We start from the raw sequence: 26687 nt of genomic DNA on the forward strand, positions 1-26687 counted from the left end.
CGAGCAGATCGGTGATCGTGTCGCCGGCGGCCAGGGCGACGTCGATGGTGGACTGACCGCGTTGCAGCGAGTCCTTCACCGAGTTCAGCGACTGGGCGGTGGCCGACTGCGTCTTGGACATGGCCCAGATCGCGCCGTTGTCCTTGGCGCTGGCGACTTTCTTGCCGGTGTTGATGCGCTGCTGGACGACGCCGAGTTCGGCGCTGGTCGAGTTCAGGTTCTGCAGGGCGATCATCGCCCCCGAGTTCGTATTGATGCTATTCAGCGCCATAACGAAACAACTCCTATTCGAGGTGTCCCGGCGTCGTTTTGACTGCCGGCGGGCGTTTTACCCACCGCAAGTATCCACATTCGTGATTTCGATTTCGTTTAAGGATTTCAGATACGTAATTAACGTTTCGAGCTATTTTATTAATAGTAAACAACTATATTTACTTATTGCAGGCCCGCCCAAGCGCCCATCTGTTCTAAAATGGAACAGGCCGCACGATCTCTTCCTGAATTTATCAATCCTGGATCGAGCCAATTCGCTAATCCAGGGCCGCGCCACCTATGCGATAGCTTGAAGTCCGCGGCGAGGCGCGGAGCGCTCGCCCAGGGGTGCGCCCCTGCGCCGCAGGGCCGGGCGCGCCCGATCGCTCAGGCGGCGAGCGGGTCGGCCTTGCAGGCGGCCGCGATGAACGCGTCGTGCGTCGGCAGGCGCGACACCAGGCCGGCGTTGGCCTGGCCGATCCGCCGCACCCGGGCCACCACCTCGTCATAGGCCGCCGCGTCGGCGAGGCGGTCGTAGTCGCGCGGCGCCACGCCCTGCCCCAGGAACACCGCCAGCCAGCTGGGCTCGGCGAACAGCTGGTCGTCGTAGCGGGCGATCTTGGCCCGGCTGCGGAACAGCTCGATCCGATGCGCCAGGCTGTCGGGGATGGCCATGGTCCGGCAGTAGGTCCACAGCGGCGCGTCGTCCCGCTCGGTGGCGCAGTAGTGCAGGATGATGAAGTCGCGGATCTGCTCGTACTCGATCTGCGTCAGCCGGTTGTATTCATGCTCGGCGGCGGGGTCGTAGCCGCCCAGCGGCAACAGGGCCAGCAGGCGCATGGCGCCGGTCTGCACCAGATGGATGCTGGTCGACTCCAGCGGCTCCATGAAGCCGCCGGCCAGGCCCAGGGCCACGACGTTCTTGCTCCAGGCCTTGCGGCGGCGGCCAGCCTTGAAGCGCAGCGGACGCGGATCGGCCAGGGCCTTGCCGTCGAGATTGGCCAGAAGCGTGGCGGCGGCCTCGTCGTCGCTGATGTGGTCGCTGCAATAGACGTAGCCGTTGCCGGTGCGGTGCTGCAGCGGGATCCGCCACTGCCAGCCGGCCTCGCGCGCGGTCGAGCGGGTGTAGGGCGTCAGCGGATAGGCGTTCTCGCAGGGCACGGCCAGGGCGCGATCGCAGGGCAGCCAGTGCGACCAGTCCTCGAAGCCCGCCTCCAGGGCCTGCTCGATCAGCAGGCCGCGGAACCCCGAGCAGTCGACGAAGAAGTCCCCCTCGACCCGCCGGCCGTCGGCCAGGACGAGGCCCGAGACGAAGCCGTCCTCCAGCCGTTGCTCGACCTTGGCGATCCGCCCCTCGGTGCGCTTGACGCCGCGCGCCTCGGCATAGGCCCGCAGGTACTGCGCATAGAGACCGGCGTCGAAGTGGTAGGCATAGCCCAGGCCCGGCACGCCGGGCGGCAGGTCCTTGGGCGGGGTGGCGAACTTGCCGGCCTTGGCCGCCACGGTCGACAGGGCGTAGCTGTCCAGGCTGCCCCCCTCGCCGTTGGCCCGCAGCCGCAGCCAGTAGTGATGGAAGCCGACCCCGTCGATCGGCTCGCCATAGGCCCCGAAGGGATGGAAGTATTCCTGGCCCTGGCGTCCCCAGTTGCGGAACTGGATGCCCAGCTTGAACGTCGCCTGCGTCTTGCGGACGAAGTCGTACTCATCGATCCCCAAGAGGCCGTTCAGGAACTGGATCGGCGGAATGGTCGCCTCGCCGACGCCGACCGTGCCGATCTCGTCGGACTCGATCAGCTCGACCTCGCCCAGATGGCCCTTCAGCGCCTGAATCAGCGTCGCGGCGGCGATCCAGCCGGAGGTCCCACCGCCGACGATGACGAACTTGCGATAGGGCTTTGCGTCCATCGGGCCGCCTCGAACCGTGCTCAGGCCGGCAGGCTAGACCCCGGCCCCGAAAAAAAGAAAGCCCCCGCCGCGTCCATCCGGGAAGGACGGGGCGACGGGGGCCATGCGCTGAAGGCGCCGGTCCCTAGAAGGTCCCGCGCAGCACCACCGAGTAGCGGCGGTCGGCCTCCACCCAGTTGCGACCCGTCAGGCCCTCTTCCGGGCGGCCCGGATAGCTGACCAGGATCTTGGTCTTGCTGTTGGTGATGTTCACCGCCTGGAAGCCGATCTTCAGCTTTTCGCTGACCGTGTAGAAGATCGAGCCGTCCAGCTGGCCGTAGTCGTCGGCCCAGGCGGGGATGTTGATGTTGGCCGCCGTGGTGGTCAGCAGGTAGCGCTCGCGCCAGTTATAGGCCAGGCGCGCCGAGACCTTGCCCAGGTCGTAGAGGGCGGCGACGTTGAAGCTCTTCTTCGACAGGCCTTCGAGCGGCATGGACTCGCCGAGCGCGCCCGTCACGTTGCCGATCTGGGTGTTGTCGTAGGGATTGACCGCGGCGTTGCGGGCGCCCTTGCTGTCGACATAGGTGAAGTTGGCCTGGACGCCGAGGCCCTTCAGCACGCTGGGCAGGAAGTCGTAGTACTGCTGGTAGGCGACTTCGAAGCCTTTGATCGTGCCGTGGCCGGCGTTGTACGGCTGGACCACCTGGACCGTGCGCGTCACCCCGTTGTTGGTGAACTGCAGGTTCTGCGAGCCGTTGGTGATGAAGTTGTAGATGTCCTTGTAGAAGGCCGTCGCCGTCAGGCTGCCCGTCGGCGCGAAATACCACTCATAGGCCAGGTCGTACTGGGTCGAGCGGATCGGCTTCAGGTTCGGGTTACCCGCGTTGGCGGTGTACTGGTACACGCAGTCGGCGCGGGCGCCGCCGGGGATGGTGTTCGAGCAGACGCCGCCGGTGATCACGCCGTTGGTGGCGGTGATCGCATAGTTCGGCTGCAGCTGCTGGAAGTCCGGACGCACGATGGCCTTGGCGGCCGCGAAGCGCACGAACATTTCCGGCGTGACCTTCAGGCGCGCGTTCAGGCTGGGCAGGACGTTGACATAGTCGCGACCGCCGACGAAGGCGCTCTTGGCGCCGTTGGCGAACTGTCGGTCGGGGACGGGGATCTTGCTGCCGTCAGCGATCGCCTCGGCGTTGACCGTGAAGTTCTGCAGGCCCTGGCTTTCGCTCTCGGTCTTGACGACTCGGACGCCGATATTGCCGTCCAGCTCGCGATCGTCGCCCCACAGGGCGATGTCGTGGCCGAACCGCAGCATGGCGAAGGCCGCGAGGGTCTTCTCCTTCTGGTGGTTCGTGCTGCCCTTACCGCCGTCCTGGTTCTGGTCCTCGAAGTCGCCGTTGAACGGACGCCAGCCGCCGCCGTTGGCCGCGGCGATCTTGCCGAGGATCGTCGAGGTGACGCCGTACTGGTTCACGAACGAGGCCGTCGGCATGACGAAGGCCGCCGGGATGTTGGCCTTGCCGCGGAAGTAGTTGTCGAACGGGAACAGCTCGTAATAGCCCTGGTAGCCCGACAGCTTGTCGATCGTGGCCGCGCCCGACCAGCTGGGCGCGACGGTGTCCCAGCGATAGGCGGTCTCGCGCGTCGTGGCCTGGCGATAGGTGTGGCGCACGCCGAAGCGGAACGACTTCAGCCAGCCGTCGCCGTCGAAGGTGTAGGCGCCGTCGAAGCGGGCGGCCAGCTCGCTGCCTTCGTTGCGGTCATGGTGGTCCATCGCCGCTTGCAGGTAGTAGTTGGCCGGGTTGGCCAGGAAGGCCTTGTCGTTGTTGGCCGTGATCGACGGCAGGCTTCCGGTCAGGTCCAGCGTGCCGGGCAGGGTCGAGCCGTTCAGGGCGTTGAACGCGGTGAAGTCGACGGTCTTGGTCTTGGCGTAGATGTACTGGACGTCGCCGCTGAAGGCCCACTTGTCGTTGGGATTGTACTTCAGGTTCAGCGAGTAGTCGGACGTCACCGAGCTGCGCTCGGCGTAGCGCGTGTCGATCAGCGACGAGCCCAGGCCCGTGCCGCCGGCCGTATCGGCCAGGGTGCCCTTCAGGAAGCGGCCCGCCGAGTCGTAGGTGAAGGTGGTGCCGGCGGCGGGGCCGTCCGTCGAGCCCGGCGTGAAGCCGTTCGCCCGCTCGGTCGAGGCCTGCAGCGCCGACGAGCGCAGGAACTGCAAGGTCGCTTCCCACTGGTCGTTCGGACGCCATTGCACGGCGGCGTCGATGCCCTTGCGCTCGCGGTCGAATTCCAGGCTGCGATAGCCGTAGCCGCCGGGGACGTAGACCGTCTTGCCGGGAACCAGGTCGGTGCGGACGTTGTAGGGCTCGACCGAGATGGTGTCGGTGCGGCTCTTCAGCTTGGAGTCCGACAGGTCGATCAGGAAACCGATCTGGCCGACGCTGGTGTCCCAGCGGTCGCTGTACAGGATCGAGCCGGAGGGCTTCCACTTCTTGGCCAGGTCGCCGTAGCTGCCGTCCAGCGAGTAGGCGATGATGCGCTTGGCGCTGTCGAACGGCAGGCGGGTGCGCAGGTTGACCGTGCCGCCGACGCCGCCTTCGATGATGTCGGCCGAGGGGTTCTTGTAGACGTCGACGCCGGCCATCAGCTCGGGCGGGATGTCCTCGAAGCTCAGGGTGCGGCCGGCCTTGGCCGAGAAGCTGTCGCGGCCGTTCAGTTCGCCGCGGACCCAAGAGAGGCCGCGCACCTGCACGCCCGAACCCTCGACCGAGATGCGGTCGGCGTCGCGGCCGTCCGAGGTGCGGCCAATGGTGACGCCCGCGACCCGCTGCAGGGCCTCGGTCACCGAGCGGTCCGGCAGGGCGCCGATGTCGGTCGAGGTGATCGAGTCGACGAGCTGCTCGGCGTTCTGCTTGATCTTCTGGGCCGACTGGATGGCGGCGCGCTGGCCGGTGACGACGATTTCCTCGACGGCGGAGTCGTCCTTCGGCTGCGCCTGGGCCTGGGCGAGGGCCGCGCCCGGCGCGACGGCGCAGAGCACGAGCGCCGATACGCCCGCGAGCATGAGTTTACGGTGTGACTGGTCTTGGCCTTGCATGGGCTTCCCCTCCCAAAAAGTCAGAGCATTCCGGAGCGTTCTTGGCGCTCAATGATCGCGGCGAGCTGGTCGCGCGCTTCTCGGTTTCGGTAGCTATAGTCGTATAAGTGATACCGACAAGCCGATTTTGATAGCGCTATCAATTCTCGGATGACAGCGTTGTTTTAGCCACACCAGGGTCAATGACACCGCGCGCAATGGCTGAAAACTCCGGAAGCGCTTCCATCAATGGGTGGACAGGGGGCGCATTGTCGGAGAAAATATTGTACTATAAATCGAGCCGCGAAGGACGCGGCGGGCGCGCCCTGCGCCAGCGGTGGACGGTCATGAAAAACAACAACGCAGGTCACGCTGCGACGTCGAAAGCCCAAGCCTGATGGACCAGGACATCGTGATCGTCGGCGACTGGGGCACCTCGCGCCTGCGCCTTTGGCTGCGCCAGGGCAAGAGCGTGATCCACCGCCGCGATGGCCCGGGCGTCTCGGCCCTGACCGACACCCCCGAAAAGACCTTCCTCGACCTGGTCGGCGATTGGCGCGACGCCAAGCCGGACGGCGCCATCCTGTGCGGCATGGTCGGCTCCAGCATCGGCTGGACCCTGGCCCCCTACGCCCCCTGCCCGGCCGACCCGGCGGCGATCGCCGAGCGCACGATCCGCCTGGAAGCCGACGGCCTGCCGGTGACGCTGGTTCCCGGCCTCTCCTGCGTGAACCCGCTGGGCGGTCCCGACGTGATGCGCGGCGAGGAGACGCAAGTCTTCGGCGCCCTGTCGCTCGACCCCGCCTTGCAGACCGGCCGCCACCTGCTCGTCCTGCCCGGCACCCACAACAAGTGGACCGTGGTCGAGGACGGCAACGTCACCGGCTTCGTCACCGCCCCGGTCGGCGAGACCTTCGCCCTGCTGAAGGCGCACTCGACCCTGGCCGCCGGCGGCGGGTCGCAGGCCGACGGCTCGCCCGAAGGCTTCGCCCTGGGTCTTGCGCGCATCGCCGAGCATGGCGCCGCGCGCCTGCCGCACCTGATGTTCGAGACCCGCGCCCGCCAGCTGCTGGACGGCATGAGCCCGGCCGACGCCATGGGCTACCTGTCGGGCCTGCTGATCGGCGCCGACGTCGCCGCCGCCCGCGACTGGTTTGGGCCGATGGACGCCGTGACCGTGATCGGCGCGGGCGCCCTCAGCGACCTCTATGTTAAGGCCCTGGCCAAGTTCGGGGTCGGCGCGTCCGTCGTCGACGGCGACGCGGCCGTCCTCGCCGGCCTTTCGGCCATCTCCAGATCTCAACGGAAGTGAAGCTTATGACCAACGCCGCTCCGCCCCCCATCGTGGCCATCCTGCGCGGCGTCAAGCCGACCGAGATCGTCGACATCGCCGCGGCCCTGGTCGCCGCCGGGATCAAGGGCATCGAGGTGCCGATGAACTCGCCCGATCCGCTGGAGAGCATCGGCAAGCTGTGCGACGCCTTCGGCGACCAGGCGCTGTGCGGCGCCGGCACCGTGCTGGCCCCCGAGGTCGTCGACCAGGTGGCCGGCGTCGGCGGCAAGCTGATCGTCACCCCCAACACCGACGCCGCCGTGATCTCGCGCGCCGTCGAGCTGGGCCTGACCGCCATGCCGGGCTTCGCCACGCCGTCGGAAGCCTTCGTCGCCGTCAAGGCCGGCGCCAAGGCGCTGAAGCTCTATCCGGCCAGCTCGTTCGGCCCCAGCCACATCAAGGCGGTCAAGGACGTGCTGCCCAAGGACATTCTCGTCTACGCCGTCGGCGGCGTGGGCGCGGCCAATCTCGAGCCCTGGCGCGCGGCGGGCGTCGCCGGCATCGGGGTCGGCGGCGAGCTCTACCGGCCGGGCTACACGGCCCAGGAGGTCGGCGAACGGGCCGCCGCCCTGGTCGCGGCCTGGGGCGCCTAAGGGCTCAAACAAACAACGAAAAGGGGGGAGACAACATGAACCTGGCCACGATCGACATCGCGGTGCTGGCGATCTACGCGGTCGCCATCTTCGGCCTGGCCCAATGGGTCAGCCGGGACAAGGGCGGCCACCAGAAGGACTCGACCGACTACTTCCTGGCCGGCAAGGCCCTGCCCTGGTGGGCGATCGGCGCCTCGCTGATCGCCGCCAACATCTCGGCCGAACAGATCATCGGCATGAGCGGCTCGGGCTACGCGATCGGCCTGGCCATCGCCTCCTACGAGTGGATGGCGGCCCTGACCCTGCTGATCGTCGGGAAGTTCTTCCTGCCGGTGTTCCTGAAGAACGGCGTCTACACCATGCCGCAGTTCCTGGAGCAGCGGTACGGCCCCAGCGTGCGGACCTTGATGGCCGTGTTCTGGCTGGGTCTGTATGTCTTCGTGAACCTGACCTCGATCCTGTGGCTGGGCTCGATCGCCATCCACACCGTCACGGGCCTCGACCAGATGTGGGCCCTGGCCGCCATCGGCGTCTTCGCCCTGGCCTACCAGATCTGGGGCGGGCTGAAGGCCGTGGCCCTGACCGACATCGTCCAGGTGGCCCTGCTGGTCACCGGCGGCCTGATCATCGCCTGGCTGTCGCTGGGCAAGATCGGCGGCGGCGACGTCGTGGCCGGCTTCCACCACCTGACCACCCAGTTCCCCGAGAAGTTCGACATGATCCTCTCGAAGGACAGCCCGCACTACAAGGAGCTGCCGGGCATCGCGGTGCTGATCGGCGGCCTGTGGATCATGAACATCAGCTACTGGGGCTTCAACCAGTACATCATCCAGCGCGCCCTGGGCGCCAAGGACCTGGCCGAGGCCCAGAAGGGCATCGCCATGGCGGCCTATCTGAAGCTCCTGATGCCGGTGATCGTGGTGCTGCCGGGCATCGCGGCCCTGGTGCTGGCCCCGCAGGGCATCAAGCCCGACCAGGCCTATCCGGAAATGATGAAGCTGTTGCCGCCCGGCCTGCTGGGCCTGGTGTTCGCCGCGCTGGTCGCGGCGATCGTCGCCTCGCTGGCGGCCAAGATCAATTCGATCGCCACCATCTTCACGCTCGACGTCTACGCCAAGGCCCGCCCGAACCACAGCGAGGGCCACCTGGTCGCGGTCGGCCGGATCACCGCCGTCGTCGCGGTGATCATCGGCGTCCTGACCGCCAAGCCGCTGCTGGGCGGCGCCGAGCAGGCGTTCCAGTTCATCCAGGAGTTCACCGGCTTCTTCACGCCGGGGATCGTGGTGATCTTCATCCTGGGCATGTTCTGGAAGAAGGCGACCACCGCCGGCGCCCTGACCGCCGCCATCGGCTCGGCCCTGCTGTCGGCCCTGTTCTGGTGGCTGCAGGAGAAGGGGATCTACACGATGCCGTTCATGAACCGGGTCGGCGTGGTGTTCCTGCTGTCGCTGGCCGGGGCGATCCTGGTGTCGCTGGCCGCGCCGCAGAAGAAGGAAGTCAGCGTCGTGACGCTGGAAGGCGTCAGCTACAAGACCTCGACCAGCTTCAACATCGCGGGCCTGGGTGTCATCCTGATCCTCATCGCGCTCTACGCCACCTGGTGGTGACCGCGCTGAACGCCGAGGGCGCAAAGGGACGACGAATACAGGTCCCGTCGCATTTTGGCCGCGCCATCCGTCCGAACGCTCTTGCTCAATGCGGACGGCGCGGCTGTATTCGGCGCGACAGAGTCCATGGGTCGGCCGCGCCGATCGCAAGAGGGAACGGCGATCGCGGGAGAGCGATCGTCAGGGGGAAGAGAATAAGATGCGCACCCAACCTGGCCTGAGCTTGACGTACGGCCTGGTGGAGCAGCTTGGCCAGGCGATCGTCACGGGCGAATACGCCACCGTGGGCTTTCCGACCGAGGGCGAACTCTCCAAGCAGTTCGGCGCCAGCCGCACCGTCACCCGCGAGGCGGTCAAGATGCTGACCGCCAAGGGCCTGCTCAGCGCCCGCCCCCGCCACGGCACGGTGGTGGAGCCCGAGGCCGAGTGGAACATGCTCGATCCGGACGTGCTGCGCTGGCTGCTGGAACGCAAGTTCAGCCTGCGCCTGCTGGCCGAGTTTACCGAGATGCGGCTGGGCATCGAGCCGGCCGCCGCCGCCCTGGCCGCCCGCAACGCCGACGAGGCCGGGCTGGAGGAGATCCGCAAGGGCCTGCGCCGGATGAAGGCCGCCGCCGAGGGCGAGGACGACCCGCTGTCGGCCGACATCGCCTTCCACGTCGCCATCCTCGACGCGACCAAGAACCCGTTCTATCGCGAGCTGCACGAGCTGGTGAACACGGCCCTGCGCATCTCGATCCGGTTCACCAACCGCATCAAGGGCCGCACCGCCTCGATCCCCTCGCACGAGGACGTGGCCCAGGCGATCATCGCCCGCGACGCCGACAAGGCGTCCTCGGCCATGCGCGAGATCATCGTCGATGTGCTGGAATTGATCCGGGCCGCCTCGCCGAACACTGAATCCGAGGCAGCCCGCCGCGACGCGTGAGCCGGAGCGGAAAACCGCTCGCGGGCTTGATGGCCAAGGTTTAATGTGGCGACGCTTGGCCGATCGCCGGCCGACCCTTAAAGTTCTGACCATGGGCAAGGGCTTTCCTTCCGTGACGGATCAGGTCGAGGGTCTCGACCGTCTCACCGACCGTGAGCGCGAGTGCCTGCGTCTGGTCGACCGGCACATGAGCTCCAAGGAGATCGCCCGCGAGCTGGGTCTCTCCAAGCACACCGTCGACTGGCATCTGGACAAGGCCAAGCGTCGCCTGGGCGCGACCGACCGCTACGACGCCGCGCGCCGGGTCTTCGACCGCGCGGCCCAGGCCGGCGCGCCCCCGCCCCCTGTCACGGCCCCTGTCACCCCCCCCTCCGATCGCGTCGGGGTCCGATCCGGCGCCGCTAGCCGAACCCCCGACTTCACGGTCTCCTGGCCCCGCTGAGCAAGGAGCTTTCCGTGACCGAACTGACCCCCCACCAGAAGGAAGCCATTGGCCGGGCGACCTACATGCGCCAGGACATCATGAGCTTCCGGAACAGCTGGCCGGCCCTCAATTCGGCCGAGCTCCTGCCGCCCATCACCTGGAGCGAACTCGAGCGCCAGCTGATGAGCCTGTCGGCGACGCCGGATGGCGCGGCCATGGTCCACGACCTGGTGGCGGCCACCCGCAAGCAAGCCACGTTCAAGCCCAGCGAGCTGGTGATGCGGGAGATCCTCTGCATCGCGAGCGCAGTGATGGACGAGAGCTTTCCGTCGGACTTCTCGTCTTCGGACTCGGACGCGGACAGCCTAACCATCTAAGCGTCCCCCATCGGTTGGCCTTCATCGCCGCCGTGATGATCGTGACCGCGCTCGCGTTCGGTTCGATCCTGGCGGGGCTCCACGCGCTGGAAGGCCTGTTTCCTTAAGTTCGACGCCTCGGGAGCCGGGCGTCCAATCGCACAGCCCCCATTGGCAACGCGCCGGCCTAGCCCCGCGCGAAGGAGATCGCTCATGCTTAAGGAACGTCGCCAAGCGGCCGAGACCGTGGCCGAAGCCCTGTTCGCCGCCGAGAAGGCCATCGACGCGGCCATCGCCTCCACCGCCACCCTCGCGGCGCTGATGCCGCACAGCCGCCAGGCCGCCAACCTCTCGGCGATCGTCGGCCAGGACGCCCTGATGTCGGCCATCAACACCATGCAGGCCCTGGGCGTGGCGCGCGAAGGCATCGTCACCACCCACAAGCACCTGACCGTCGCCCAGCACGACATCGGCCTGGCCCGCGTCTCGTTCGGCGACATGGCCGAAAAGCCGGGCTCGCCCGGCCCGTCGGGCCACCTGACGGTCGCCGCCTAGCGCTTCAGCGGTCGCGGCGAGGTCGCGGCCGCCAGGGCCCGAGCGTCAAGCGATCCCCGCCGGTTGGCCCGGCGGGGATTTGCAATCCTGGATAATGGCGCCACCCTAGGCGCAGCCGCACCCAGGGTTTGCGGCGGATCTTCCTGACCGGCGATGTTCTTCCACTTCTTCTATCAATGGGCCAGCCTGCTGGTCCTGGCGGCGACGGCGACCGCCGCCCTGTGGCGCGGCGACTGGCCCGAGCGGTTCGGCGCCGGCGCGATGGTCGCCGCCTGGATCGCCACCGGCGTCGTCTACAACAGCATCCAGCAGCGCGGCGCCCAGGCCGGTCCCATGGTCATCGACATCCTGCTGATGCTGGCGCTGCTGTTCGTCGCCCTGCGCTCGGACCGCTGGTGGCCGATGTGGGCCTGCGCCTTCCAGGCCCTCAACGTGGTGCTGCATTTCGCCATGCTGGCCGACGCGGTGCTGTGGCGGCGCGCCGCCTGGATCGCCAGCTCGTGCTTCAGCTACCTGGCCATGCTGGCCCTGCTGTGCGGCGCCCTGGGGCGCCGAAGACCCCCCGCCGCGCCTGACGCCGCGTCACCGCTGACATAGCCCCAAACGCCTGTTTCACTCCCGGCAACGAGAGAGCGCGTTGGGCGAAAACGTGAGGGGTTTCGCCGCTGACGCGTATCAGACAGCAGGGAGAGAACTGATGGGCGAAGCCTATATCGTGGCGGCCGCGCGCACGGCCGGGGGGCGCAAGGGCGGCAAGGTCTCGGGCTGGCACCCGGCCGACCTGGGCGGCGTCATTCTGGACGCGCTGGTCGATCGCACCGGCGCCGATCCGGCCCTGGTCGAGGACGTGATCATGGGCTGCGTCGGCCAGGTCGGCGAGCAGGGCCTGAACGTCGCCCGCAACGCCATCCTCGCCTCCAAGCTGCCCGAGAGCGTGCCGGGCACCTCGGTCGACCGCCAGTGCGGCTCGTCGCAGCAGGCCATCCACTTCGCCGCCGCCACCGTCATGTCGGGGGCGATGGACATCGTCATCGCCGCCGGCGTCGAGAGCATGAGCCGCGTGCCGATGGGCCTGTCCTCGCAGCTGCCGTACAAGAACGGCTTTGGCACCTATATGAGCCCGCGGATCCAGGACAAGTATCCGGGCGTCCAGTTCAGCCAGTTCATGGGCGCCGAGATGATGGCCAAGAAGTACGACCTGTCGCGGGCCGACCTCGACGCCTACGCCCTGCAGAGCCACCAGCGCGCCCAGGCCGCGACCAAGGCCGGCAAGTTCGCCGCCGAGATCGTGCCGATCGAGGTCAAGCTCGAGGACGGCAAGAGCGAGCGCCACGAGGTCGACGAGGGCATCCGCTGGGACGCCTCGATGGAGTCGATCGGCTCGGTGAAGCTGCTGGCCGAGGACGGCCGGATCACCGCCGCCACCTCCAGCCAGATCTGCGACGGCGCGGCCGGCGTGATGATCGTCAACGAGCGGGGCCTGAAAGCCCTGGGCGTCGAGCCGCTGGCCCGCATCCACCACATGACGGTGATCGGCCACGATCCGGTGATCATGCTGGAGGCCCCCATCCCCGCCACCCTGAAGGCGCTGGAGCGGGCCGGCATGAAGATCGGCGACATCGACCTCTACGAGGTCAACGAGGCCTTCGCCTCGGTGCCGACCGCCTGGCTGAAGGTCACCGGCGGCGATCCCGACAGGCTGAACGTCAACGGCGGCGCGATCGCGCTCGGCCACCCGCTGGGCGGCTCCGGCGCCAAGCTGATGACCACGCTCGTCCACGCCCTGAAGGACCGCGGCGCCCGCTATGGCCTGCAGACCATGTGCGAGGGCGGCGGCCTGGCCAACGTGACGATCGTGGAGCGGCTGTAGTTTCAAGACCATAAATCCGTGTCATCCCGGAAAGCGCGCAGCGCTTATCCGGGACCCAGGGGCCGGCGCAGTGTGGTCGCCCCTGGGTCCCGGCGCTCCGCTTCGCTACGGCCGGGATGACACGGTTTCACTGGCTTTGTCGGATAGCCCCCATAACGATCACCCTCTGGCACTGCCGCGACGCGCGCTCGTTCCGGCCATTGTGGGCGCTGGAGGAGCTGGAGCTGGCCTACGACCTCAAGCTCCTGCCGTTCCCGCCGCGCTTCCACGCGCGCGACTACCTGGACGAAAACCCGCTCGGCACCATCCCGCTGCTGGTCGACGGCGAGACGCGGATGACCGAGTCCGCGGCGATGATCGAGTACCTGTCGATGCGCCATGGCGGCGGGCGGCTGTCGGTGCGCCCCGACGCGCCGGGCTATGGCGCCTATCTGAACGGTCTCGTCTATGGCGAGGCCACCCTGACCTTTCCCCAGACCCTGGTGCTGCGCTACACGCGCCTCGAGCCGGAGGAACGCCGCCAGCCGCAGGTGGCCGAGGACTACGCCCGCTGGTTCCTGGCGCGGCTGAAAGGGTTGGAAGCGATCCTGGAAAGGTCCGCCTTCGCGGCCGCCGATCGCTTCACCGGGGCCGACATCTCGGTGACCTACGCCCTGCTGCTGGCGCGGGCCCTGAAGCTGGACGACGCCTTCCCGGCGGTCGTCGCCGACTACTGGAACCGCATGAGCCAGCGGCCGGCCTTCGCCCGCGCGAGGGCGGCGCAAAGCCAGGCGCCCGCGAGCGTCTGAACGAATTTATCGTCTTACGGCAAATTAACTCAGCGACCCGGGTTTTGTCGGCTAGAAGGCCGTCGGGCTAACAAGAATTGCTGGGGATGATCGTGCTTTACCGGATCGATGGGCGCCGCCCGACTATGAGCGCGCTGGTTCTGGTCCTGGGCGTGGGCGCGATCGCCCTGTCCGGATGCGGCGACAAGAAGCCCCAGAAGGCCAAGGCCGCGCCCTCCGCCGCGGCCACCGTCAGCGTCGCCACCGTCGCCAGCCAGCCGATCGCGCGCGAGATCAGCGCCACCGGCTCGATCTCGCCCTGGGAGGAGGTTCCGGTCGGCGCCGAAACCGGCGGCCTGACAGCGGTGTCCGTCAACGCCGAGGAAGGCCAGGTCGTCCAGGCCGGCCAGGTGCTGGTCAAGCTCAATGACGCCCTGATCAGCGCCCAGCTGCGCCAGCAGGAGGCGGCCGTCGCCAGCGCCCGCGCCACCCTGGCCGAGGCGCAGGCCGCCCTGGGCCGGGCCCGCGAGCTGCAGGCCAAGGGCTATCTGTCCCAGGCCTCGCTGGACACCGCCACCGCCCGCCAGGGCACGGCCACGGCCAACCTCGCCGCCGCCGAGGCCGCGCGCGGCGAGACGACCGCGCGCCTGGCCCAGACCGCGATCCGCGCGCCGGTCGGCGGGCTGATCAGCCGCCGCAGCGTCACCAAGGGCCAGATCGTCTCCACCGGCTCGGAGCTGTTCCGCATCGTCCGCGACAGCCGGCTGGAGGTCGACGCCGAGATCCCCGAGACCGATCTCGGCGCGGTCAAGGCCGGGATGCCGGCCACCATCTATTCCGACAAGATCGGCGAGACGAGCGGCCGCGTCCGCATCGTCACCTCCGAGGTCAACGCCACCAGCCGGCTGGGCGTGGCGCGCGTGGCCCTGTCGTCGATGGGCGGCTTCCGTCCGGGGATGTTCGCCCGCGTCCGCATCGACGCCGGCGACCAGCCTGCCCTCGTCGTGCCCAGCGCCGCGGTGCTCTATCGCGAGAACCGGCCGGGCGTGTTCGTGGTCGACGCGGCCAGGAAGGTCCACTTCCGCCGGATCCAGATCCTGACCAGCACCGGCGACCGCGTGGCCGCCATCGGCCTGACCGCCGGCGAGCAGGTGGTGGTCGACGGCGCCGGCTTCCTGGGCGAGGGCGACCTGGTGCGGATCAGCGCCGCCACGCCCAAGCCCGCTCGCTAGAGGACGCTCCGATGCGCAACATCTCGTCCTGGGCGATCAAGAACCCGATCCCCGTCATCCTGCTGTTCCTGCTGCTGATGATCGCGGGGATCTCGAGCTTCCGCTCGATGCGGATCAACAATGAGCCTGACGTCGATCTGCCGATCGTCGTCGTCACGGCCGTGCGGCCCGGCGCCGCTCCCAGCGAACTGGAAACCCAGGTCACCCGCCTGATCGAGGACTCGATCGCGGGCCTGGGCCAGGTGCGTCACACGCGCTCGACCGTGGTGGACGGCGCGTCGACCACGGTCATCGAGTTCGAGCTGGGCGTCGACCACGAGCGCGTCACCAACGACGTCCGCAACGCGATGTCGAACCTGCGCAGCGCCCTGCCCCAGGACATGCAGGAGCCGACCGTCACCCGGGTCGACATCTCCGGCGACGACCTGATCACCTACGTCGTCAAGGCGCCGACCCTGACGCCCGAGCAGCGCAGCTGGTTCGTCGACAACGACGTCAGCCGCGCCCTGCTGGCGATCCGCGGCGTCGGCGAGGTCAACCGCCGCGGCGGCGTCAATCGCGAGATCGAGGTCGCCCTGGATCCCGACCGCCTGGCCGCGCGCGGCGTCACCGCCGCCGCCGTCAGCCAGGCCCTGGTCTCGTCGAACGCCGACCTGCCCGGCGGGCGGGTGACCATCTCGGGCGCCGAGCGCGCCATCCGCACCTTGGGCGCGGCCGGCTCGGTCGAGCAGCTGCGGGAAACCCGCGTGCCGCTGTCCGGCGGCGGCGCGGTGCGGCTGGCCGACCTGGGCCAGGTCACCGACCATTGGGCCGAGCCGCGCACGCGCGCCCGCTTCGACGGCCAGGAGGTCGTGACCTTCTCGATGATCCGCTCGCGCGGCGCCTCGGAGGTGCAGACCGCCGAGAAGGTCCGCAAGGCGGTGGAGAAGCTCGACCAGGAGCACCCCGAGATCCAGATCGAGGAAGTCACCTCGAACGTGAAATACATCGAGGAGAGCTATCTGGCCTCGATGGAGGCCCTGATCATCGGCGCGATCCTGGCCGTGCTGGTGGTGCTGCTGTTCCTGCGCGACTGGCGCGCCACCCTGCTGGCGGCCGTGGCGATCCCCACCTCGCTGATCCCGACCTTCGCGGTGCTGGGGCCGATGAACCAGTCGCTGAACGGCGTGACCCTGCTGGCCCTGTCGCTGACCGTCGGCATCCTGGTCGACGACGCCATCGTCGAGATCGAGAACATCGTCCGCCACATGCGCGGCGGCAAAAGCCCCTATGCGGCGGCGATGGAGGCGGCCGACGAGATCGGCCTGGCCGTCGTGGCCACCACCTTCACGATCGTGGCGGTGTTCGCGCCGGTCGGCTTCATGCCCGGCATCATCGGCCAGTTCTTCAAGGCCTTCGCCCTGGCGGCCTGCGTGTCGGTGCTGTTCTCCCTGGTCGTGGCCCGCCTGCTGACGCCGCTGATGGGCGCCTACATGCTGAAGGCCGACCACAAGCACGAGGACAAGGACCCGCCATGGATGGGTCCGTACCTGAAGAGCCTGAACTGGGCCCTGAACAATCGCTGGAAGGTGCTGGCGATGGGGCTGCCGATGTTCGCCATCTCGGTGTTCCTGGCGACCCGCCTGCCGTTCGAGTTCCAGCCCCAGGCCGACCGCGGCCGCGCGGAGTTCTCGGTCGAGCTGCCCCCTGGCGCGACGCTGGACGAGACGGATGCGGTCGTGCAACGCGTGACCCGCGAGCTGCGCGCGCGGCCCGAAGTGGTCAGCGTCTACGCCTCGATCGGCCGCAACAACGCGGTCAACAAGGGCCAGGTCACCGCCGACCTGACCGAGAAGGGCCAGCGGATCAGCCAGCAGCAGTTCAGCCGCCAGATGGTCGACCAGTTCGCCGCCATCGCCGGCGCGCGGATCGGCGCGGGCAGCAACAACGGCGGCGGCCCCTCGAACGGCGGCAGCTACACCCTCAGCCTGGTCAGCGACAACGGCCCGGCCCTGGAGGCCGCCGCCCGCAAGGTCGAGGCCGAGATGCGCTCGGTCCCCGGCCTGGCCCACGTGGTCAACACCGCCGCCATCGCCCGTCCCGAAATCGTCGTGACCCCGCGTCCCGACCAGGCCGCCCGCGCGGGCGTCTCGGCCGGCGCGATCTCGCAGGCCGTGCGCGTGGCCACGATCGGCGACGTCGACCAGAACCTGCCCAAGTACAATCTGGGCGACCGCCAGGTGCCGATCCGTCTGCGCCTGAACGACGAGGCGCGCGGCGACATCGCGGTGCTGCAGACCCTGCAGGTGCCGTCGGCCAACGGCCCCGTGCCGCTGAACGCCGTCGCCGACGTCCGCTTCGGCGCCGGGCCCTCGCAGATCGACCGCCGTGACCGCTCGCGGGTGGCCACCATCACCGCCGAGCTGGACGGCATCGTCGTCGGCGAGGCCGGCGCGCGGGTGCACGCCCTGCCCTCGGTCAAGAACCTGCCCCCGGGCGTCAAGGAAGTGGCCGCCGGCGACGCCGAGTTCATCCAGGAAATGGTCAGCGGCTTCCTGGGCGCGCTGATCACCGGCATCCTCTTAATGTACGTCGTGCTGGTGCTGCTGTTCCGCAGCTTCGCCCACCCGATCACCATCATGGTCGCCCTGCCGCTGGCGATCGGCGGCGCGTTCGGCCTGCTGGTGCTGGCCAAGTCCAGCTTCTCGATCTCGACCCTGATCGGGATCCTGATGCTGATGGGCATCGCCGCCAAGAACTCGATCCTCTTGGTCGAGTACGCGATCATGGCGATGCAGGAGCATGGCATGGACAAGCGCACGGCCATCATCGACGCCGCCCACAAGCGGGCGCGGCCGATCCTGATGACCACCGTGGCCATGGGCGCGGGCATGCTGCCCACGGCTATCGGCCTGGGCGCCGAGGTCGAGTTCCGCGCGCCGATGGCCATCGCCGTGATCGGCGGCCTGATCACCTCGACCCTGCTGTCGCTGCTCTACATCCCGGTGGTGTTCATCCTGATGGACGGGCTGAAGACCCGCTCGGAACGCCTGATGCACCGGATGTTCGGCCACCAGCACCACGCCGCGCCCAAGGCGGCGGAGTAAGGCCGGGCCCTCGCAACGCAAAGCCCTCCGCCAGCGCTGGCGGAGGGCTTTTTTGTTTCGCCGGAGGCTTCGACGCCCCTCCGCGGTGGGCCTATTTCGGCTTGATCGGCAGGATCGAACCGTCCGAGCCGTAGCGCAGCGGCGTGATGGCGATCGAGCGCCGATGGTCGCCGCCGCCGGGCAGCAGGGCGTCGTGATAGAAGAACCAGGTCCGCCCCTTGGCCTCGAGGATCGCCTGGTGGTTGGTCGAGATCTTCAGGTAGTCCAGGATCACGCCGCGATAGGCGTAGGGGCCCATCGGCGACGTGCTGGTCGCGTACACGATCTGCCCCGGCCAGCCGGTCGAGAAGCTGAAATAGTAGAGGCCCTTGCGCTTGTGCAGGAACGGCGCCTCGCCATAGGTCTTCTTGGGGTCGTTGGCGGGAAAGCCGGTGACGACGAGATCCTGGATCGGCCCGGCCAGGCTGGTCATGTCGGCGCCCAGCTTGACGATCTTCGGCACGCGGGTGCCGAAGACCATGTAGGCCTGGCCGTCGTCGTCGATCAGCACCTGGGGGTCGATCGGCTCGGCCCCGGCGTTGGCGTCGCGGGCCTTGTCGACCAGGGGAGCGCCGATGGCGTCGGTGAACGGCCCCTCGGGCTTGTCGGCCACCGCCACCCCGATCTTGTCGCCGCCCACCGGGGCGTAGAAATAGTACTTCCCGTTGCGATAGGCCGCCTCGGGCGCCCACGCCTTGGCGTCGGGCCGCGCCCAGCCGAACACCGTCACCCCGAGGAAGGCGCCGCCGTCCTTCCAGGTCTTGAGGTCCTTGGAGGTGTAGAGCCGCCAGGTGGTCGAGTCCCAGTACTTGCCCGAGTTCGAGGCGTCGTCCGTGGCGTACAGGTAGTAGCCGCCCTTGAAGGCGTGCGGCGACGGGTCGGCGTTGAACCGCGGGCTGATCGGCTGGGCGGCGAGCGCGGGGCTCGCCAGCAGGGCCGCCGCGAGCAGCAGGGAAAGAGGCTTCATAGGTCAGGCGCTCCTATTGCGGCGTGGTGGCTTGGGCGGGACGCGCCTTGTCGGGCGTCGTCCCCTCGCCCGCGAAGGGCTCCAGGCGGAAGGCGACGCGGATCGGCTCCAGCTTGGTGCGGTACTTCACGTGGGGCTGGCCGACGTGGTTCCAGGCCGTGTCGCCGCCGACGCCCCACTGGGCGCCGTCGACCAGCAGCGTGACCGCCTCGCGCGGGACGATGTCCGTCGACTTCCAGGTTCCCTCCGGCCGGCGGTAGAGGTCGGTGTAGGGGAAGGCCAGCACGTTCATCATCAGCGGCGTCTCGCCCCGCACGCGCAGGCCCTGGCCCTCGCCCGAGACCTCCAGCCAGCGGACGTCGACCTTGTTGCCGGTGTCCTGGGGCCGCATGTAGTCGTGGTTCTGCTCGGCGATCGCCCCCCGCCACAGGCCGATCGGCGCGCTGGTCTTGCGGTCGACATAGCTCTCGTGCGGGCCGCGGCCATACCATTCCACGGTCTTGAGGCTGGTCGGCAGGCTGAACCACAGGCCCACGCGGACCGGCGGCGGCAGGTCGTCCTTCAGCGGCGTCAGCTGCCCGGCCACGTCGACCGAGCCGTCGCCGTTCATCACGTAGGTGGTGACGAAGCGCGCCGCGCCGGCCCCCAGCTCATGGTCGACGCTGACCCGGCCGGCCTTGGCGTCGACGGTGATCGCCCGGGTCTGGCGCGTCCTGGTCATGGCCTTCCAGGGCGCCTGCTGGCTGACCGTGCCCGTCAGGGTGTCGTTGTCGGTCTCGGCCCGGAAGAAGTTCGGCTGGCCGCCCGTCAGCGTCGCGCCCCCGGCCTTGCCGTAGCCGGCGACCAGGCCCGTCTTGCGGTCCAGGGTCAGGGTGGCGCCGCCGGCCGACAAGGTGATCGCGTCGGCCGTCTCCTTGAGCGCGACCGCGCCCGCGGCCGCCTTGGCCGCCGGCGCGACCGGCTGGGTCAGGGCGAACTGCTCCCAGCCCACGACATAGCCTTCCGGCGTCAGGGGCACGGCGCCGGCCTTGGCCTTGGCGCGTACGGTGACCATGTACTCCGCGCCCGGATTGCGGGGGATCCCGGCGACCGGCAGCGTGATCGTCTGGGTCGCCCGCGCCTGCGTCGCCAGGTCCGGCAGGGCGCCCGAGGCGACGCCGACGCCGTCCTCCAGCAGCGTCCACTCGAAGCTGAAGCCCGACAGGTCGCGGAAGTCGTGGCGGTTGCGCACCGTCACCGCGCCGGTGGCGGGATCGAAGCCCTCGAACTGGATCGGCGACAGCACCTTCTGCACTTCGTAGAGGTGCGGATTGGGCGTCCGGTCCGGCTGGTTCAGGCCGTCGCCGAACTCGACATCGCCGCCCGGATTGGGGCCGTACTCGCCGCCGTCGCCCCAGTAGCGGCGACCGTCCTTGGCGTAGCGGTACATCGACTGGTCGACCCAGTCCCAGATGAAGCCGCCCTGCAGCTTGTCGTACTTATAGATGGTGTCCCAGTAGTCCTTGAAGTTGCCGCCCGAATTGCCCTGCATGTGGGCGTATTCGCACTGGATCATCGGCTGGGCGCGGGTCGGTTCCTGGGCCCAGTCGACCATCTTCTCGATGTCGTCGTACATCGGCGCATAGACGTCGACATAGGCGTTGGGCTCGTGCTCCCAGTCCAGGGTGCCCCAGCCCAGGTACGAGATCAGGCGCGAGGGATCGCGCTTGCGCGCCTCGGCCGCGGCCTTCTCGAAATTGGGCCCGATGCCGGCCTCGTTGCCCAGCGACCAGAAGATCACCGACGGGTGGTTCTTGTCGCGCTCGACCATGTTCAGGACGCGGCTGACGTGGGCCCCTTCCCACGCCGGGTCGAAGCCCAGCTGCAGCTTGGGCCGCAGCTCGGGATACTTGTTGGCGTAGTCCATGTAGGCGTGGCTCTCGATATTGGCCTCGTCCATCACATAGAGGCCGTACTCGTCGGCCAGGGCGTACCAGAGCTCGGCGTTCGGGTAGTGCGAGGTGCGCACGGCGTTGATGTTGTTGCGCTTCATGAGCTCGATGTCGCGGCGCATCGAGGCCTCCGACATCACGTGGAAGGTCTCCGGATCGTGCTCGTGGCGGTTGACGCCGCGGATGACGATGGGCTTGCCGTTGACGGCCACGCGGCCGTTCTTGATCTCGACCGTGCGGAAGCCGATCCGCTGAGGCGTGGCCTGGATGACGCCGCCCTTGGCGTCCAGCACCTCGACCAGCAGGGTGTAGAGGTTGGGCGTCTCGGCGGTCCATTGACGCACGCCGGGCACATTGGCCGACAGGGTCTGGGTGCGGGCCGCGCCGGCCGCGACCTTGGCCTCCTGGGTCAGGACGGGCTTGTCGCCGTCCAGCAGGGTCATGCGGACGACGACCGGCTGGTCGCGCCGGGTCAGGGCGACGTCGGTCGACAGCACCCCGTCCCTATAGGCCTTGTCGAGGCCGGCGTGGACGAACAGATCGGTCAGGCGGGTCTTGGGGACGGCCTTCAGATAGACCGACCGCTCGATCCCCGACACCCGCCAGAAGTCCTGGTCCTCAAGGTACGAGCCGTCCGACCAGCGGTGGATCTGGATGGCGACGATGTTCTTCTGGCCGGGGACCAGCAGGGACGTGACGTCGAACTCGCTGGGCAGCTTGGAGTCTTCGGAATAGCCCGCCTCCTTGCCGTTCACCCACACGCGATAGGCCGAACCCGCGGCGCCGATATGGAGGATGACGTCCTGTCCCGACCAGCCCGCCGGGACCTCGAACGTCCGGCGATAGCTGCCGACCGGGTTGGTGGCGTGCGGGATCAGCGGGCGGTTGGCTGGGAAGGGATAGGTGATGTTGTTGTAGCGCGGCTGGTCGTAGCCTTCGGTCTGCCACATGGCCGGGACCTTGATGGTCTTCCAGCCCGACACGTCATAGTCGGGCTTTTCGAAGCCCTCCGGGACGGCGTCCGACGAAGGCGAGAAGCTGAAGCTCCATTGACCGTCCAGCGTCTGGTAGCGCGCCGACCGGGTCTGGTCGCCGGCCAGGGCCGCCTCGCGGCTCTCGAACGGGAAATGCGTCGCCGAGGCGGGCAGCTTGCCGCGCGCATAGACCGCCGGGTTCTCCCAGTCCGGCCGCGAGGGGTCCACCTGCACGGGCTGGACCTGCGGCCCCTGGGCCATCGCCGCGCCCGCCACGCCCAGCCAGGCCACGCCGGCCAACAGCACCTTCTTCATACGCACCCTCCGCTCGGACCGAGTCCGGCCAGTCTCACATCGATGATCAAGTTCAGGCCGACGCCCTGGCCTGGCAGCGCGCGGCGATGAATTCGGCGTGTCCAGGCATGCTGTCGGCGGCCTCGCGGGCCAGCTCGGCGATCCGGGCCAGGCGCGTGGCGGCGACCTCCGGCGGGACGGCCAGGGCCAGCGGGTCCTCGCCCATCACCGGCGCCTGCTGGCCCTCCAGCACGGCCAGCCAGCTGGTCTTGGTGAAAAGCTCGTCCGCCTCGCGGAAGATCCGCCCCGTGGCGCGATGGATGGCCAGCCGCTCGGCCAGGCTGTCGGGCGGGGCCATGGCCCGCAGATCCCGCCAATAGGCCGTGTCCTCGCGCTGGGTGACGTGGAAATGCAGGACCAGGAAGTCGCGGACGTTCTCGAAATCGGCCGCCATCAGGCGGTTGTAGCGACGCGCATCGGCGGGCTCGAACGCCTTGGTCGGCAGCATTTCCAGGAGGCGCGCGACGCCCGCCTGGATCAGGTGGATGCTGGTCGACTCCAGCGGCTCCAGGAAGCCCGAGGCCAGGCCCAGCGCCACCACGTTCTTGACCCAGCAGGCCTCGCGGCATCCCGCCTGGAACGTCAGGAGACGCGGCTCGGCCAGCGGCTGGCCCTCCAGCCCCGAAAGCAGGGTGTCGTGGGCCTCGTCGACCGAGACATGGGCGCTGGAGAAGACATAGCCGTTGCCGGTCCGGTGCTGCAGCGGAATGCGCCACTGCCAGCCGGCCTCCCGCGCGGTCGACCGGGTGAACGGCGGCGGCGGTCCGACATTGGCGGAGGGAACGGCCAGGGCGCGGTCATTGGGCAGCCAGCGCGACCAGTCCTCGAACCGCGCGCCCAGCGCCTGGCCCAGCAGCAGCGAACGGAAGCCCGAGCAGTCGATGAACAGGTCGCCGGCGATGCGCTCGCCGCTTTCCAGCGTGACGGCCTCGACGAAGCCGTCCGCGCCGCGCAGGGCGACGTCGACGACCTTGCCCTCGCGGCGGACGACGCCCGCCGCCTCGGCGTGGGCGCGTAGCAGGCGCGCGTAGAGGGCGGCGTCGAAGTGGAAGGCGTAGCCCATCGGCGGCGGGCCGTTGGCGCTCTGCGGCAGGGGCGCGAACCGCCCCTGGGCGGCGGCGCGGGCGCAGACGGAATAGGCGTCCAGGGGCTGGGCCTGGCCCGCGCGGCGCGCGGCGCGCCAGACCGCCTCGAACGGGGCGACCCCGAAGTCGTGGCCATAGACGCCGAAGGGATGGAAGTAGCGGTCGCCGAGCCGGGTCCAGTCGACGAAGGCGATGCCCAGCTTGAACGTGCCTTGCGTCTCGCGGACGAAGGTCGCCTCGTCCAGGCCGATCAGGGCGTTGAAGGCGCGGATCGGCGGAATGGTCGCCTCGCCCACCCCGACGATGCCGATGTCCTCGGACTCGATCAGCGTAATGGCCGGCCCGCGCGGCCCCAGCACGCGCGACAGCGCCGCGGCCGCCATCCAGCCCGCCGCCCCGCCGCCGACGATGACGATGCGATCGAGCGGGCCATGACGGGCGGACGCCGCGGCGGCGGAGGTCGCTGTGGCCTGGCTCATCATGGAAACCCTACGAAAAAAGACGCCGGCGCGACAAGGGTCGCGCCGGCTAGCAGGGGGGGGTTAGTAGGTCACGCGCACGGCGAAGCCGTAGCGGCGGTCGTTCAGCTGGTACTGCAGCGGCGCGGCGGGCGTGCCGATGTAGAGGACGTTCATGCGGTTGTTCAGGTTGACCGCGTCGAACGACACCGCGACGTGCTCGTTGATGTCGTAGCTGATCGACGCATCGAGCGAGGCGTACGGCTTGGCGTACTGAGCCTGGCCGTTGGCGCCGCTGCCCGTCGTCTGGTCCAGGTAGCGCGAGCGCCAGTTGTAGGCGATGCGGGCGCTGACCGGGCCCTTCTCGTAGAGGCCGATCACGTTGAAGCTGTTCTTGGACAGCTTCTCCAGCGGCAGCTGCTGCGGCGCGTTGGAGCCCGGCGAGAAGAACGGGTTCTCCACGTTGCTGTCGACATAGGTGTAGTTGGCCTGCAGGCCCAGGCCGCTGAACACGCCCGGCAGGAAGTCGAAGAACTGCTGGTAGCCGACTTCCAGGCCCTTGACCGTGCCGCTGCCGGTGTTGACCACGGTGCTGACGTCATAGACGACGCCGTCATACGTGCCCGTCACCGTGCCGCCGGCCAGGAAGCCGTCGACCTTCTTGTAGAACAGACCCGCGGTCAGCGAGCCGGTGCTGGCGAAGTACCACTCGGCCGTCAGGTCGTAGTTGTCCGACTCGATCGGGCGCAGGTTCGGATTGCCCGAACTGGCGCTGGGGTGGCCAGTGATCGGGTTCTTCTGGTTGGGGTTGTTGAGCGTGACGTTGGTCGACAGCTGGTCGAAGTTCGGACGGGCCAGGCCCTTCGAATAGGCCAGGCGCGCCTGCAGGGTGTCGGTCAGCTTGGCCCGCAGGTTGAAGCTGGGCAGCACACGCGTGTAGCTGTTGTCCATGTCGATGGCCTTGGACGTGCCATCGTTGTTGAACTGGGTGCCCATCGAGGTGGCTTCGGTCTTGATCACCCGCACGCCGATCCCGCCGTCGATCGCGACGCCGCCGATCTGGGTGTCGTAGTCGGCCACCGCCCAGCCGGTATAGGTCTTCTCGGTCTGGCTGTTCAGGTCGCCGGGCGTGAAGTTGTCCTTGGTCTGCGCGCCGAGCATGGCGTAGAGCGCCTTGGTCTGGGCCCAGACGCCGTCGCCCGACGGGAACGCCGGATACAGCAGGCCGGCCTTGACGGTGTTGCCGTCGAACCAGTTCTTGGACGGACCCTTCATCGCCAGTTGCGGGTGGGCGCTCAGCGGGACCAGCGGCGTGCCGGCGGGCGCCGAGCAGTTCGGGTCCGCGCCCAGCGAGGTCACGCAGACCCCGTGCCAGGTGCCGCGCAGGTCGATGCTGTTGTCCGAATAGCGCGCGCCGCCGCGCAGCTTGTCGAAGAAGCCGCCTTCGAAGTCGTATTCGAAGTCGCCGGCCAGCGCGAAGGTCTCGGCGCTGTTCCGCTGCAGCGAGTCGGCGACATAAGGCGTCGTGTAGTTGGCCGGATTGTTCAGCAGGCCGGGGTCACGGACCTCGAACCGCGGATACTTGCCGGTCAGGTCGAAGTCGACGACCGTCTTGTGCGGCGTGGTCAGGGCCGTCTGGCCGGCCTGGGTGTAAAGCGACAGGACGTGGCCGTTGCGGTCGGCGTTGTAGTACGACTTCAGGTACTGGACGTCGAAATTGGTCTTCAGCTTGTCGCTGACCCGCCAGGCGGCGTTCAGGGTGAAGTTCTGGCTCTGGCTCCACAGCTGCTGGTCGAAGCGGCCCGTCTCGAACGTCTGGTTCTGCAGCGAGCCCTTGGTCGCATAGCCTTCGTCGTTGAAGGTGAAGGCCGCGCCGGGCAGCGGGTCGGTGCCGTAGCTGGTCACCACGCCGGCCGCGTTCCGCACGTTCGAGCGGTTGTTGTAGTCGTAATAGTAGGCGCCGGTCCGGTTGAACCAGTACTTGGTCCGCTGGTACTGGGCCGTGATCAGCAGGTCGTCGGTGGGCTTCCACTGGAAGGCGGTGGCGATGCCCAGGCGCTTGCGATCGCCGGTGTCGTCATAGATCTCGAAGCCGTAGGGCACCTGGGCGTTGGCCGGCGCGTTGGCGATCGAACCCGCCGGAACCGTGTCGAACGGACCGGCCAGCAGGCCGTCCTGGCGATAGTGGCTCTTGCTGAGCACGGCGTTGACCAGGAAGCCCATCTCGCCGGCCGCGGTGTCCCAGCGGTTGCTGTACAGGCCGGAGATCGAACCGCCGTCCTTGCCGACGCGATCGTAGTGGTTGCCGCGGACGGTGGCGCTGAGCACCCGGCCCGAGGCGTCGAACGGCTTGCGCGTGCGCAGGTTGACCGCCCCGCCGACGCCGCCCTCGATGATGTTGGCCGGCGCGTTCTTGTAGACGTCGATGCCCGACAGCAGTTCCGGCGGCACGCCTTCCAGGTCGAAGGCCCGGCCGCCCGAGGCCGAATAGATCGCGCGGCCATCGAGGAAATTCTGCACCTGGGTCAGGCCGCGCACGGTGACGGCCGGCTGGGTGCGGTGATCGAAGTCGGTGGCGCCTTCGCCGTACCGGCGCTGGATCTGGACACCGGTGATGCGTTGCAGGGCTTCGGTCGTATTGGCGTCCGGCAGCTTGCCGATGTCCTGGGCCTGGACCGAATCGACGATCTGGTCGGCGCTACGCTTGATCGCCTGGGCCGAGCGAAGGCTTTCGCGAACGCCCGTGACCACCACTTCCGAAACCGTATCGTCCTGGGCGGGCGCCGTCTGGGCCATGGCCGGAGCGGCCAGCCCCAACGCCACGACCGACGCGCCCAGCATCAATCCCATCTGCATGGTCTTCATGAGATCTCCTCCTCCTAATGTTTTTTCGACCGCGCTTTATTTCCGAGCCCG

19 protein-coding genes and 1 pseudogene are annotated in these 26687 nt (G+C 68.5%); 12 read left to right on the plus strand and 8 right to left on the minus strand.

What is annotated here, in order from left to right; all coding sequences use genetic code 11:
* The 3 genes from DI526_RS00005 to DI526_RS00015 all read right to left on the minus strand — a co-directional run.
* On the minus strand, positions 1-271 hold a 271-nt coding region (locus DI526_RS00005), incomplete at its 3' end, for a flagellin (protein WP_369691861.1).
* Between the two features lie 368 nt (positions 272-639).
* Positions 640-2157 (minus strand): tryptophan halogenase family protein, encoded by a 1518-nt coding sequence (locus DI526_RS00010; RefSeq protein ID WP_304272543.1) that lies wholly within the window; start codon positions 2155-2157, stop codon positions 640-642.
* Between the two features lie 124 nt (positions 2158-2281).
* Entirely contained in the window at positions 2282-5233 is a 2952-nt protein-coding gene (locus DI526_RS00015; protein WP_304272545.1) for a TonB-dependent receptor, read from the minus strand.
* 376 nt (positions 5234-5609) lie between these two features.
* Here DI526_RS00015 and DI526_RS00020 point away from each other — a divergent pair, with 376 nt between their 5' ends.
* From DI526_RS00020 to DI526_RS00060, 9 genes are all read left to right on the plus strand, one after another.
* On the plus strand, positions 5610-6524 hold the full coding sequence (locus tag DI526_RS00020) for a 2-dehydro-3-deoxygalactonokinase (protein WP_304272547.1): 915 nt from the start codon (positions 5610-5612) through the stop codon (positions 6522-6524).
* 5 nt (positions 6525-6529) lie between these two features.
* Entirely contained in the window at positions 6530-7138 is a 609-nt protein-coding gene (locus DI526_RS00025; protein WP_304272549.1) for a 2-dehydro-3-deoxy-6-phosphogalactonate aldolase, read from the plus strand.
* Between the two features lie 35 nt (positions 7139-7173).
* Entirely contained in the window at positions 7174-8745 is a 1572-nt protein-coding gene (locus DI526_RS00030; RefSeq protein ID WP_304272551.1) for a sodium/sugar symporter, read from the plus strand.
* 199 nt (positions 8746-8944) lie between these two features.
* Entirely contained in the window at positions 8945-9673 is a 729-nt protein-coding gene (locus DI526_RS00035; protein ID WP_304272553.1) for a FadR/GntR family transcriptional regulator, read from the plus strand.
* Between the two features lie 91 nt (positions 9674-9764).
* Positions 9765-10115, plus strand: coding sequence for a helix-turn-helix transcriptional regulator (locus tag DI526_RS00040; RefSeq protein ID WP_304272555.1), 351 nt, complete (start codon positions 9765-9767; stop codon positions 10113-10115).
* A 14-nt stretch (positions 10116-10129) separates the two neighbouring features.
* Positions 10130-10474, plus strand: coding sequence for a hypothetical protein (locus DI526_RS00045; RefSeq protein WP_304272557.1), 345 nt, complete (start codon positions 10130-10132; stop codon positions 10472-10474).
* A 192-nt stretch (positions 10475-10666) separates the two neighbouring features.
* Positions 10667-11008: a hypothetical protein gene (locus DI526_RS00050; protein ID WP_304272559.1), complete on the plus strand. Its 342-nt coding sequence runs from the start codon at positions 10667-10669 to the stop codon at positions 11006-11008.
* 153 nt (positions 11009-11161) lie between these two features.
* Positions 11162-11605 (plus strand): hypothetical protein, encoded by a 444-nt coding sequence (locus DI526_RS00055; protein ID WP_304272560.1) that lies wholly within the window; start codon positions 11162-11164, stop codon positions 11603-11605.
* Positions 11606-11705: 100 nt separating this feature from the next.
* A complete protein-coding gene (locus DI526_RS00060; protein WP_304272561.1) occupies positions 11706-12878 on the plus strand; it encodes an acetyl-CoA C-acetyltransferase in 1173 nt (390 codons plus the stop codon).
* A 47-nt stretch (positions 12879-12925) separates the two neighbouring features.
* Here the strand turns inward: DI526_RS00060 and DI526_RS00065 are convergent.
* Positions 12926-13009 (minus strand): annotated as a pseudogene (locus DI526_RS00065) (hypothetical protein); the annotation flags it as partial.
* Here DI526_RS00065 and DI526_RS00070 point away from each other — a divergent pair.
* The 3 genes from DI526_RS00070 to DI526_RS00080 all read left to right on the plus strand — a co-directional run bounded on the left by DI526_RS00070 (position 12995) and on the right by DI526_RS00080 (position 17963).
* Entirely contained in the window at positions 12995-13666 is a 672-nt protein-coding gene (locus DI526_RS00070) for a glutathione S-transferase family protein (protein ID WP_304272563.1), read from the plus strand. The pseudogene DI526_RS00065 and the gene DI526_RS00070 overlap by 15 nt on opposite strands.
* A gap of 125 nt (positions 13667-13791) precedes the next feature.
* Positions 13792-14877: an efflux RND transporter periplasmic adaptor subunit gene (locus tag DI526_RS00075; protein WP_304272564.1), complete on the plus strand. Its 1086-nt coding sequence runs from the start codon at positions 13792-13794 to the stop codon at positions 14875-14877.
* An 11-nt stretch (positions 14878-14888) separates the two neighbouring features.
* A complete protein-coding gene (locus tag DI526_RS00080; protein WP_304272566.1) occupies positions 14889-17963 on the plus strand; it encodes an efflux RND transporter permease subunit in 3075 nt (1024 codons plus the stop codon).
* Positions 17964-18054: 91 nt separating this feature from the next.
* On the opposite strand, the gene DI526_RS00085 is transcribed toward DI526_RS00080, so the two are convergent.
* The 4 genes from DI526_RS00085 to DI526_RS00100 form a co-directional block, all read right to left on the minus strand.
* Positions 18055-18969 (minus strand): family 43 glycosylhydrolase, encoded by a 915-nt coding sequence (locus DI526_RS00085; protein ID WP_304272567.1) that lies wholly within the window; start codon positions 18967-18969, stop codon positions 18055-18057.
* Between the two features lie 13 nt (positions 18970-18982).
* Complete coding sequence (locus DI526_RS00090; protein WP_304272569.1) at positions 18983-22189, minus strand: glycoside hydrolase family 2 TIM barrel-domain containing protein; 3207 nt, start codon at positions 22187-22189, stop codon at positions 18983-18985.
* A gap of 52 nt (positions 22190-22241) precedes the next feature.
* The gene (locus DI526_RS00095; protein ID WP_304272571.1) at positions 22242-23792 is read right to left on the minus strand and encodes a tryptophan halogenase family protein; all 1551 of its coding nucleotides are present in this window, start codon (positions 23790-23792) and stop codon (positions 22242-22244) included.
* A gap of 63 nt (positions 23793-23855) precedes the next feature.
* Entirely contained in the window at positions 23856-26636 is a 2781-nt protein-coding gene (locus tag DI526_RS00100; RefSeq protein ID WP_304272572.1) for a TonB-dependent receptor, read from the minus strand.
* Positions 26637-26687 lie beyond the last annotated feature (51 nt).

The sequence above is a fragment of the Caulobacter segnis genome (assembly GCF_003243465.1).
Lineage (GTDB): Bacteria > Pseudomonadota > Alphaproteobacteria > Caulobacterales > Caulobacteraceae > Caulobacter > Caulobacter segnis_A.

Bases quoted from the DNA above. Each gene is read 5' to 3' on its own strand.
- DI526_RS00010 (WP_304272543.1), bottom strand. From the start codon at position 2,157: ATGGACGCAAAGCCCTATCGCAAGTTCGTCATCGTCGGCGGTGGGACC.
- DI526_RS00015 (WP_304272545.1), bottom strand. From the start codon at position 5,233: ATGCAAGGCCAAGACCAGTCACACCGTAAACTCATGCTCGCGGGCGTA.
- DI526_RS00020 (WP_304272547.1), top strand. From the start codon at position 5,610: ATGGACCAGGACATCGTGATCGTCGGCGACTGGGGCACCTCGCGCCTG.
- DI526_RS00025 (WP_304272549.1), top strand. From the start codon at position 6,530: ATGACCAACGCCGCTCCGCCCCCCATCGTGGCCATCCTGCGCGGCGTC.
- DI526_RS00030 (WP_304272551.1), top strand. From the start codon at position 7,174: ATGAACCTGGCCACGATCGACATCGCGGTGCTGGCGATCTACGCGGTC.
- DI526_RS00035 (WP_304272553.1), top strand. From the start codon at position 8,945: ATGCGCACCCAACCTGGCCTGAGCTTGACGTACGGCCTGGTGGAGCAG.
- DI526_RS00040 (WP_304272555.1), top strand. From the start codon at position 9,765: ATGGGCAAGGGCTTTCCTTCCGTGACGGATCAGGTCGAGGGTCTCGAC.
- DI526_RS00050 (WP_304272559.1), top strand. From the start codon at position 10,667: ATGCTTAAGGAACGTCGCCAAGCGGCCGAGACCGTGGCCGAAGCCCTG.
- DI526_RS00055 (WP_304272560.1), top strand. From the start codon at position 11,162: ATGTTCTTCCACTTCTTCTATCAATGGGCCAGCCTGCTGGTCCTGGCG.
- DI526_RS00060 (WP_304272561.1), top strand. From the start codon at position 11,706: ATGGGCGAAGCCTATATCGTGGCGGCCGCGCGCACGGCCGGGGGGCGC.
- DI526_RS00070 (WP_304272563.1), top strand. From the start codon at position 12,995: ATGACACGGTTTCACTGGCTTTGTCGGATAGCCCCCATAACGATCACC.
- DI526_RS00075 (WP_304272564.1), top strand. From the start codon at position 13,792: ATGAGCGCGCTGGTTCTGGTCCTGGGCGTGGGCGCGATCGCCCTGTCC.
- DI526_RS00080 (WP_304272566.1), top strand. From the start codon at position 14,889: ATGCGCAACATCTCGTCCTGGGCGATCAAGAACCCGATCCCCGTCATC.
- DI526_RS00085 (WP_304272567.1), bottom strand. From the start codon at position 18,969: ATGAAGCCTCTTTCCCTGCTGCTCGCGGCGGCCCTGCTGGCGAGCCCC.
- DI526_RS00090 (WP_304272569.1), bottom strand. From the start codon at position 22,189: ATGAAGAAGGTGCTGTTGGCCGGCGTGGCCTGGCTGGGCGTGGCGGGC.
- DI526_RS00095 (WP_304272571.1), bottom strand. From the start codon at position 23,792: ATGAGCCAGGCCACAGCGACCTCCGCCGCCGCGGCGTCCGCCCGTCAT.
- DI526_RS00100 (WP_304272572.1), bottom strand. From the start codon at position 26,636: ATGAAGACCATGCAGATGGGATTGATGCTGGGCGCGTCGGTCGTGGCG.